This is a genomic window from Leclercia sp. M50 (assembly GCF_037150775.1).
Classification (GTDB): Bacteria; Pseudomonadota; Gammaproteobacteria; order Enterobacterales; family Enterobacteriaceae; genus Enterobacter.
Genome location: NZ_JBBCPK010000019.1, coordinates 45,885 through 55,017, shown reverse-complemented (window position 1 = coordinate 55,017; position 9,133 = coordinate 45,885). Strand labels below are relative to the sequence as shown.

Here is a 9,133-nt window from a genome sequence, read left to right as displayed (position 1 = left end):
GTAGGCTTTTAAGATCCCCTCGTCGGTCTGCAAGGATTTGGTGGCGTCGTTATAGCCAAACTGGGTGGTGATGATCTGCCACTGGGGATGATCTTTGGCGATTTTGGCTTTCGCCGCGTTCACCCACTGGTTCTGGTCGGTGACGGTCGGGCTGGAGTAGAAGAAGGCCACTTTGGCATCCGGTTTGGTCACCTGCTTCGAGGCCATCTCCACCAGCAGGCCACCGAGCTGTTCCGGGGTTCCCTGGTTGATGTAGATGCTGCGGCACTCCGGTTTGGTGTCGGAATCCCAGGTCAGGACTTTCACTCCGCGCTGCATGGCGCGCTTCAGCGCCGGGCAGAGGCCGTCCGGCGACACGGCGGAGACAATAATGGCGTTATAGCCCTGGTTGACGAAGTTATTGATCAGCTGCACCTGCCCCGAGACGCTCGGCTCGGTGGGGCCATCGTAGGTGACGTCCGTGCCCAGCGCTTTACCCGCCTCTTTCGCCCCGTTGCCGCCGCTGGTAAAGAAGCCGACGCCCACCAGTTTCGGGATAAACGCAATGCGGTCGGCGGCCTGCGCCGAGGCAACGCTTAATGCTACGGCCAGCACCATCAGTTTTATTTTCATCTTACGCTCCGGGTAGTTTTGTGAAGAGAGATCGCACCCACTCACGGTGCAGACTCAGTGAACGTCCCATCACCACCACAACCAACAGCGCCCCTGACAGCGCGCTCGACACCTGGTTGGGGATGCCGACCATCTGTAACCCCTGTTGCAGATACCCCACCAGCAATGCCGCCAGCGCAGTACCCAATACCGAACCTGAACCACCATAGATATTCGCCCCGCCCAGCACCGCCGCGGTGAGCGCGGGCATCAGCAGGTCGCGCCCTAAATCAGAGCGCGCCGAGCCGAAATAGGAGACCATCACCAGCGCGGCAATCGCCGACGCCACCCCCACCAGGCCATAGAGCGCGTAGGACATGCCGTTAACCGACAGCGCCGCATAGCGCGCCGCGCGCGGATTCTGCCCAATCAGAAACAGATGGCGGCCAAAGCGCCCGCGATGGGTAATCAGCCAGAAGATAAAGGTGATGATCGCGAACAGCACCAGCGGGATCGGCAGCCCGATAACCGTGAGATTGGCAAAGGCCGTGAAGCTCTCCGGGAAACCACCAATGCCTTCGTAACCGGTCGCCCCGGCCATGCCCGAGAGCAGCAGCGCCCCGCCGCCGTAGAGGTAGAGTGTGCCAAGGGTGATCACCAGCGGGCTGATGCCGGTGTAGTGGATAAGCAAAGCGTTGAACAGACCACACAGCAGCCCGAGCAGCAGGGTGAGCGGGATCGCCGCCGCCATCGGCACGCCGGACTGCATCATCACCCCCAGCGCGATGGCGCACAGGCCGATGGTGGAGCCGAGGGAGATGTCGATCCCGCCGCTGATGATCACCAGCGTCAGCGGCAGCGCCACAATGCCGATGCAGATAAAATCGCTGGTACTGAACAGCAGCATGTTGATGTCGAGCATCCGCGGGTTAAGGGTGCCAAACAGCAGGATCTCCAGCACCAGTAACAGCAGCAGCGCCCACTCCCAGTTAAGCTTCATCTACGCCACCTCTTTTTTGCGTTTGGGAAATGGGGTGACGTGCTTCCCCCCTTTGTTGCCCGGCTGGAAACGGTTGTACTTCAGGGCCCGCTGATGACGCGCCAGCGCCTGGCGCAGCCGTCCGTCGAGTACCAGCACCCCCAGCAGCACCAGGCCAGCGATAAAGTCATTCCACCACGCCGGGAGGCGGAACAGCACCAGCACGGTGTCGATCTGGGTCAGGAAGAAGGCCCCCAGCAGGGCGCCGATTAAGGTACCGGTACCGCCGAGCAGGGAGATGCCCCCAAGCACGCAGGCAGCGATGGCTTTCATCTCCAGCCCGCTGCCGGTCTGGTTCGGCACAAAGCCGATCTGCGCGGCAAAGACGATCCCGGCGCAGGCGGCCAGCACACCGTTGAGGGTGAAGGCCACCATCCGGGTGCGGTTGACTGCCACCCCCAGCTGGCGAGCGGCGGCGAGGTTATCCCCCACAGCGTAGAAATCGCGGCCAAAGGCGGTGCGCGACAGCGTCCAGGCCCCGAGGCCAGCGATAATCAGCACCACGATCCCCAGGGGCGATACCCCGAGCGCCACCGGCTCCGACAGCGCTTTCAGGCTCACCGGCAGCCCTTCAATCCACTTCCCGCCGGTCCAGAGCAGCATCGCCCCGCGCCACAGCCCCAGCGTGCCGAGGGTGGCGACAATCGCCGGAATGCGCAGCCCCACCACCAGCAGGCCGTTGAAGGCCCCCGCCAGCGCCCCGATCGCCAGCGCAAAGAGGATCGCCACCGGCAGGCCGTAGCCGTTGTTCAGCGCCACCCCCACGGCGATGGCGCACAGCCCGACAATCGAGCCGACCGACACGTCGATATTGCGGGTCAGCATCACCAGCCCGGCGCCGAGAGCCAGCAGGATCAGGATTTGCGAATTGGCGAAGATCATCCCCAGGGTCTGCAAACTGAGATAGGCTGGATTCAGGGCCACCAGCACCACAAACAGGGCGAGGATCGCCAGCAGGGCGCTAAGCTCGCGGTTTTTTAGGAGTGTTTTCATGCCTGCCCTCCGAAGGCCAGGGCCATCATGCGATCGAGGCTGACGGCGTGGCGCGGCAGTTCCCCGCTGAGCACCCCCTGGTGCATCACCAGCACCCGATCCGCCAGGCCGGGAAACTCATCCATGTCGCTGGAGATCATCAGTACCGCCACGTTTTGCGCCGCCACGCTTTTGAGAAGCCCATAGATATCGGCCCGGGCGGAGACGTCCACGCCGCGGGTCGGCTCATCAACAATCAGCAGCAGCGGATTGGCCTCCAGGCAGCGGGCCAGCAGCACCTTCTGCTGATTGCCGCCCGACAGGGTGCGCACGGTCTGATCCGGGCCGTTGAGTTTGATCCCCAGCGCCCGGTGATAGCGCTCCACCACCGCCGCCTCGCGTTTGCGCTGCTGCCAGAGCGAAGGTTCGTTCAGCGCCACGGTATTCCAGCGTACCGGCGCATCGAGAAACAGGCCGGAGACCTGCCGGTCTTCCGGGAGATAGACCAGCCCTTTCTCCAGCCGGGCGCTGACCGGATCGCGGTCGATCTGCTGGTTTTCGAGCCAGATCCTCCCGCCCCGCGACGGGCGCAGGCCGTAGAGCGTTTCGGCAAACTCGGTGCGCCCGGAGCCTACTAATCCCGCCAGGCCGACGATCTCCCCGGCGTAGATCTCAAGGCTAAGATCGATAAAGCCCTCCCCGGTGAGCGTCTCCACCCGCAGCACCGGAAAATCCTGCGCCTGGGTGCGGCGATTGCCCGGCAGCGCCAGCCACAGCTTTTGCGTGTCGCTCAACTGCGGGTCGCGGCTGACCGGGGTCATGGCGGCAATGAGCGCGTTATCGTCAAACTGCGCGGTTTCGCCGCTCAACACGATCGCCCCGTCGCGCATCACCGAGACATGGCTGGCGAGCTGACGAATTTCGGGCAGCTTGTGGGAGATAAAGACAATCCCGACCCCCATCCCCTGGAGCGCGCGGATCTGGCGGAACAGGCGCTCCGTTTCGCCCGGTGTCAGCGAGGCGGTGGGTTCATCAAGGATGAGGATCTTCGCCTCGCGCATCAGCCCGCGCAGGATCTCCACCATCTGCTGATCCGCCACCTCCAGGGTGCTGGCGGCAGCGTCTAAATTGAGCTGGCACTGGAGCTGCTCCAGCTTATCCCCAAGACGTTGGGCGGTGGCCTGCCCGCGCGGCAGGCGAAAGAGAATGTTTTCCCGCACGCTGAGGTTCGGAAACAGCATCGGCTCCTGGGGCACAAGATAGATGCCGAGCTGGTGGGCCTGGCCCGGTTTGAGGCGAGCAAAAGGCTGGCCCTCAATAGAAAGTTCACCGCGGTCGGGCGTTTCGACCCCGGCGACAATCTTCATCAGGGTCGATTTCCCGGCGCCGTTGCCGCCCATGAGGGCATGGACCTGGCCCGCAAGCAGAGTGAAATCAATGTTTTTCAATACTGGAACGCCGGAGAACTGCTTCTGGATCCCGCGCGCCTCAATCAGTGCTCTCATTATCGCTCCGCTATTGAACAAATGATTTTTGAAATTAATAACGTTCAAAAGCGTAGACGGTGAACTATATTTACAACCGTGCAGGGATCACAGTTTTATGGATATGATCCCGATAATGCTGAAACATTCCGGAATATCCGTTTTGCCGTGTGGCTCACAGATTCAAGCTGCGGCAAAGCGAACATATGATCTAAATTTTGATAAGAGTTCAAATATGGCTGAGAAACGCGTTGCCGAAGAGGGACGATTTGCCGGACTGGCACTGACGGAAGAGGAACTGGTGGCGCGCGTGGCGTGGTGCTACTACCACGACGGCCTGACGCAGAACGATATCGGCGAACGGCTGGGTTTACCGCGGCTCAAGATTTCACGGCTGCTGGAAAAGGGCCGACAGTCCGGGGTGATCCGCGTGCAGATCAACTCCCGCTACGAAGGGTGTCTGGCGCTGGAGACCGCGCTTCAGCAGCGTTTCGGCCTGAAGCTGGTGCGCGTGCTGCCCGCCCTGAATACCCCGGCGATGAGCGTGCGCTTAGGGATTGGCGCCGCGCAGTCGTTAATGGGCGTGCTGGAGCCGGGGCAACTGCTGGCGGTGGGATTTGGTGAAACCACCATGAGCTGCATTCAGCACTTAAGCGGCTTTATCAGCTCCCAGCAGGTGCGGCTGGTGACCCTCTCCGGCGGCGTCGGGCCCTATATGACCGGCATTGGTCAGCTGGATGCCGCCTGCAGCGTCAGCATGATCCCCGCCCCGCTGCGGGTCTCCTCCGCAGAGGTGGCCGGGATCCTGAAGCGGGAAACCAGCGTGCGGGATGTGATCCTCGCCGCCACCGCCGCCGACGCCGCCGTGGTCGGCATTGGTGCCGTAAACCAGCGCCGGGATGCCACCATCTTGCGCTCCGGCTATATCAGCGAAGGGGAACAGCTGATGTTTGCCCGCAAAGGGGCGGTGGGCGACATCCTGGGCTATTTCCTCAATGCCGAGGGAGAGCGGGTATCGGATCTGGAGATCCACCGTGAGTTACTGGGCGTCACCCTCGATGAACTGGCGCAGTTGCCCACCATCGTTGGCGTCGCCGGAGGAGAAGAGAAAGCCGATGCGATTTATGCCGCACTGAAAGGTCGCCGTATCAATGGCCTGGTGACGGAAGAGACGACAGCCCGCGCGGTGCTGGCTCTGGCCGGATAAGAGTCGCCCTGCGCCTGACACGAGGCAAGCTCATGAGTTACCTTTTAGCGTTAGATGCAGGGACAGGCAGCGTTCGCGCCGTGGTGTTTGATCTCCAGGGCAACCAGATAGCCGTCGGCCAGGCCGAATGGAAACACCTGAGCGTGGAGAACGTCCCCGGCTCGATGGAGTTCGACCTCGACACCAACTGGCGGCTGGCCTGCCAGTGTATTCACCAGGCGCTTGAGCGGGCGCACCTGAGCGCGGCGGATATCCAGTCCGTCGCCTGCTGCTCAATGCGCGAGGGGATTGTCCTCTATGACCGCAACGGCGACGCCATCTGGGCCTGCGCCAACGTCGATGCCCGCGCCAGCCGCGAAGTGGCTGAACTCAAAGAGATCCACGATTACCGCTTTGAATCTGAAGTCTATGACGTCTCCGGCCAGACCCTGGCCCTGAGCGCCATGCCGCGCCTGCTCTGGCTGGCGCACCATCGCCCGGATATCTACCGCAACGCGGCGACCATCACCATGATCAGCGACTGGCTGGCGGCGAAACTCTCCGGCGAGCTGGCGGTTGACCCGTCTAACGCCGGCACCACCGGCATGTTAGATCTCTTTTCCCGCGACTGGCGGCCCGCGCTGCTGGACATGGCCGGGCTGCGGGCCGATATCCTCTCGCCGGTCAAAGAGACAGGGAGCGTGCTGGGTGCCGTCACCCGGGAGGCGGCGCAGCAGTCGGGCCTGCGGGAAGGCACGCCGGTGGTGATGGGCGGCGGCGATGTGCAGCTGGGCTGTCTGGGCCTGGGGGTGGTCCGCGCCGGGCAAACCGCGGTGCTGGGCGGCACCTTCTGGCAGCAGGTGGTCAACCTGCCGCAGGTGCGCACCGATCCGCAGATGAACATCCGCGTGAACCCACACGTCATTCCGGGTATGGCCCAGGCGGAGTCGATCAGCTTCTTCACCGGGCTGACCATGCGCTGGTTCCGCGACGCCTTCTGCGCCGAAGAGAAGCTGATTGCCGAACGCATGGGGATGGACACCTACGCCCTGATGGAGGAGATGGCCAGCCGGGTGCCGGCGGGCTCTCACGGGGTGATGCCGATCTTCTCCGACGCCATGCACTTTAAGCAGTGGTATCACGCTGCGCCGTCGTTTATTAACCTCTCCATCGACCCGGAAAAATGCAATAAGGCTACCCTGTTCCGCGCCCTGGAGGAGAATGCAGCGATTGTCTCCGCCTGCAACCTGGCGCAGATTTCGCAGTTCTCCGGCGTCACCTTTGACAGCCTGGTGTTTGCCGGCGGCGGCGCGAAAGGGGCGCTGTGGAGCCAGATCTTAAGCGACGTTACCGGCCTGCCGGTGCGGGTGCCGGAGGTAAAAGAGGCTACCGCGCTGGGCTGCGCCATCGCCGCCGGGAGCGGCGCCGGGCTGTATGATGATATGGCTGCCACGGGAGAGTCGCTGGTGAAATGGAGCCGGGAATTTACCCCCAATCCGGCACACCGGGCGTTGTACGACGGCATGATGCAGAAGTGGCAGGCGGTCTATGCCGACCAGCTCGGGCTGGTGGACAGCGGGCTGACCACCTCCATGTGGCAGGCACCGGGGCTGGTGCGCGCCACGGCGCCGTAAAAAACGCCGGATGGCGCTGCGTTTATCCGGCCTACGGTTTTGTAGCCCCGGTAAGCGCAGCGCCACCGGGGAAGTTCTTTGAGATCTATCACAATCATTCGATCCCGCTTTTACCTTTCTTCTGCCGCTGGCTAAATTAGTAACTCATCCGACCACATAACAATAATTTTACACTGGAAGAGACTATGAGCCGCTACCCGTCGCTATTCGCCCCCCTCGATCTGGGATTCACCACCCTGAAAAACCGCGTGTTAATGGGCTCGATGCATACCGGGCTGGAGGAGCGGCCGGACGGTGCTGAGCGGCTGGCCGCGTTCTATGCCGAGCGCGCCCGTCACGGGGTGGCGCTCATCGTTACTGGCGGTGTGGCCCCTGCGCCATCCGGGGTGGCGATGGAGGGCGGCGCGGTGCTGAACGATGCGGCACAGCTGCCCCATCACCGGATCGTGACCGATGCCGTCCACCAGGAAGGCGGTAAAATCGCCCTGCAAATTCTGCATACCGGGCGCTACAGCTATCAGCCAAACCCGGTGGCCCCGTCGGCGATCCAGGCCCCGATCAACCGCTTTAAGCCGCAAGCGCTGACCCACGACGAGATCCTGACCCTGATCGATGACTTCGCCCGCTGTGCGGCGCTGGCGCGGGAGGCGGGCTACGACGGCGTGGAGGTGATGGGCTCCGAAGGCTATCTGATTAACGAATTCCTCGCTGCACGCACCAACCAGCGTGACGACGAATGGGGCGGCGACTATGCACGCCGGATGCGCTTTGCCGTCGAGGTGGTGCGCGCCGTGCGCGAGCGCGCCGGAAGCGACTTTATTATTATCTTCCGCCTGTCGATGCTGGATCTAGTGGAGGGCGGCGGCACCTTCGAGGAAACCGTCCAGCTGGCGCAGGCCATAGAGGCGGCGGGCGCGACCATCATCAACACCGGGATTGGCTGGCACGAAGCGCGCATTCCGACCATCGCCACCCCGGAGCCGCGCGCGGCGTTCAGCTGGGTAACCCGCAGGCTGAAAGGCAAGGGGTCGATCCAGCTGGTCACCACCAACCGCATTAACGATCCCCAGGTGGCGGACGATCTGCTGGCGAATGGCGATGCCGATATGGTGTCGATGGCGCGGCCCTTCCTCGCCGATGCGGAGATCCTCTCCAAAGCGCAAAGTGGTCGCGCGGATGAGATCAACACCTGTATCGGCTGCAACCAGGCCTGCCTGGATCAGATCTTCGTCGGCAAAGTTACCTCCTGCCTGGTGAATCCGCGCGCCTGCCATGAGACCAAAATGCCGGTGGTGCCGGCATTGAATAAGAAACGGCTGGCGGTGGTGGGCGCAGGCCCGGCGGGGCTGGCGTTTGCGGTGAATGCCGCCTCGCGGGGGCACAGCGTCACGCTGTTTGATGCCGCCGCTGAGATTGGCGGCCAGTTTAATATCGCCAAACAGATCCCCGGCAAAGAGGAGTTCTACGAGACGCTGCGCTACTACCGCCGGATCATCGAGGTTACCGGCGTGGATCTGCGGCTCAACCAGTGGGTGACCGCGGACGATCTCGCCGACTTTGACGAAACGATCCTCGCCAGCGGGATCGCCCCGCGTCTGCCTGCGATCGAGGGCATCGATCATCCGAAAGTGCTGAGCTACCTCGACGTGCTGCGCGACAAAGCGCCGGTGGGCGATCGGGTGGCGATCATCGGCTGCGGCGGGATCGGCTTTGATACCGCCATGTACCTGAGCCAGACGGGCGAGGCCACCAGCCAGAATATCGCGGAATTCTGCGCAGAATGGGGTATCGATACCAGCCTGAATCAGGTGGGGGGCTTGCGTCCGGAAGGGCCACAGCTGCCAAAAAGCCCGCGCCAGATCGTGATGCTGCAACGCAAGGCCAGCAAACCTGGCGAAGGGCTGGGGAAAACCACCGGCTGGATCCACCGCGCCACCCTCCTCGCCCGCGGCGTGAAGATGATCCCGGCAGTGAGTTATCAGAAGATCGACGACGAAGGGCTGCATCTATTGATCGGCGGTGAACCGCAGTTGCTGCCCGTCGATCATGTCATTTTGTGTGCCGGACAGGAGCCGAAGCGCGATCTGGCCGAGCCGCTGCGCGAGGCGGGCAGAACGGTGCATCTGATTGGCGGGTGTGATGTGGCGATGGAGCTGGATGCCCGGCGGGCGATTGCCCAGGGGACGGCGTTAGCATTAGCGATCTAAAGCATTGCCGGGCGGCGCTA

The 9,133-nt window shown here is 62.9% G+C and carries 7 protein-coding genes; 3 read left to right on the top strand and 4 right to left on the bottom strand.

The window, feature by feature from the left end; translation table 11 throughout:
• The 4 genes from lsrB to lsrA form a co-directional block, all read right to left on the bottom strand.
• Positions 1-612, bottom strand: a 612-nt coding sequence (gene lsrB / locus WFM46_RS07005) for an autoinducer 2 ABC transporter substrate-binding protein LsrB (protein ID WP_336997307.1), incomplete at its 3' end; no start/stop codon positions are given.
• Position 613: 1 nt separating this feature from the next.
• Positions 614-1,591 carry an autoinducer 2 ABC transporter permease LsrD gene (lsrD, locus tag WFM46_RS07000; protein WP_103177111.1) on the bottom strand — a complete coding sequence of 326 codons (978 nt, stop codon included), beginning with the start codon at positions 1,589-1,591 and terminating at the stop codon, positions 614-616.
• Positions 1,592-2,623, bottom strand: coding sequence for an autoinducer 2 ABC transporter permease LsrC (gene lsrC / locus WFM46_RS06995; RefSeq protein ID WP_336997306.1), 1,032 nt, complete (start codon positions 2,621-2,623; stop codon positions 1,592-1,594).
• Positions 2,620-4,107: an autoinducer 2 ABC transporter ATP-binding protein LsrA gene (lsrA, locus tag WFM46_RS06990; protein ID WP_336997305.1), complete on the bottom strand. Its 1,488-nt coding sequence runs from the start codon at positions 4,105-4,107 to the stop codon at positions 2,620-2,622. The genes lsrC and lsrA overlap by 4 nt, the downstream gene beginning before the upstream one ends.
• A 214-nt stretch (positions 4,108-4,321) precedes the next feature.
• On the opposite strand from lsrA, the gene lsrR reads away from it, so the two are divergent.
• The 3 genes from lsrR (at position 4,322) to WFM46_RS06975 (ending at position 9,113) form a co-directional block, all read left to right on the top strand.
• Positions 4,322-5,293: a transcriptional regulator LsrR gene (gene lsrR, locus WFM46_RS06985; protein ID WP_103177114.1), complete on the top strand. Its 972-nt coding sequence runs from the start codon at positions 4,322-4,324 to the stop codon at positions 5,291-5,293.
• Between the two features lie 32 nt (positions 5,294-5,325).
• A complete protein-coding gene (gene lsrK, locus WFM46_RS06980) occupies positions 5,326-6,906 on the top strand; it encodes an autoinducer-2 kinase (protein WP_336997304.1) in 1,581 nt (526 codons plus the stop codon).
• A gap of 185 nt (positions 6,907-7,091) precedes the next feature.
• A complete protein-coding gene (locus WFM46_RS06975) occupies positions 7,092-9,113 on the top strand; it encodes an NADPH-dependent 2,4-dienoyl-CoA reductase (RefSeq protein WP_336997303.1) in 2,022 nt (673 codons plus the stop codon).
• Positions 9,114-9,133: the final 20 nt, after the last annotated feature.

Bases quoted from the DNA above. Each gene is read 5' to 3' on its own strand.
- lsrD (WP_103177111.1), bottom strand. From the start codon at position 1,591: ATGAAGCTTAACTGGGAGTGGGCGCTGCTGCTGTTACTGGTGCTGGAG.
- lsrK (WP_336997304.1), top strand. From the start codon at position 5,326: ATGAGTTACCTTTTAGCGTTAGATGCAGGGACAGGCAGCGTTCGCGCC.
- WFM46_RS06975 (WP_336997303.1), top strand. From the start codon at position 7,092: ATGAGCCGCTACCCGTCGCTATTCGCCCCCCTCGATCTGGGATTCACC.
- lsrC (WP_336997306.1), bottom strand. From the start codon at position 2,623: ATGAAAACACTCCTAAAAAACCGCGAGCTTAGCGCCCTGCTGGCGATC.
- lsrR (WP_103177114.1), top strand. From the start codon at position 4,322: ATGGCTGAGAAACGCGTTGCCGAAGAGGGACGATTTGCCGGACTGGCA.
- lsrA (WP_336997305.1), bottom strand. From the start codon at position 4,107: ATGAGAGCACTGATTGAGGCGCGCGGGATCCAGAAGCAGTTCTCCGGC.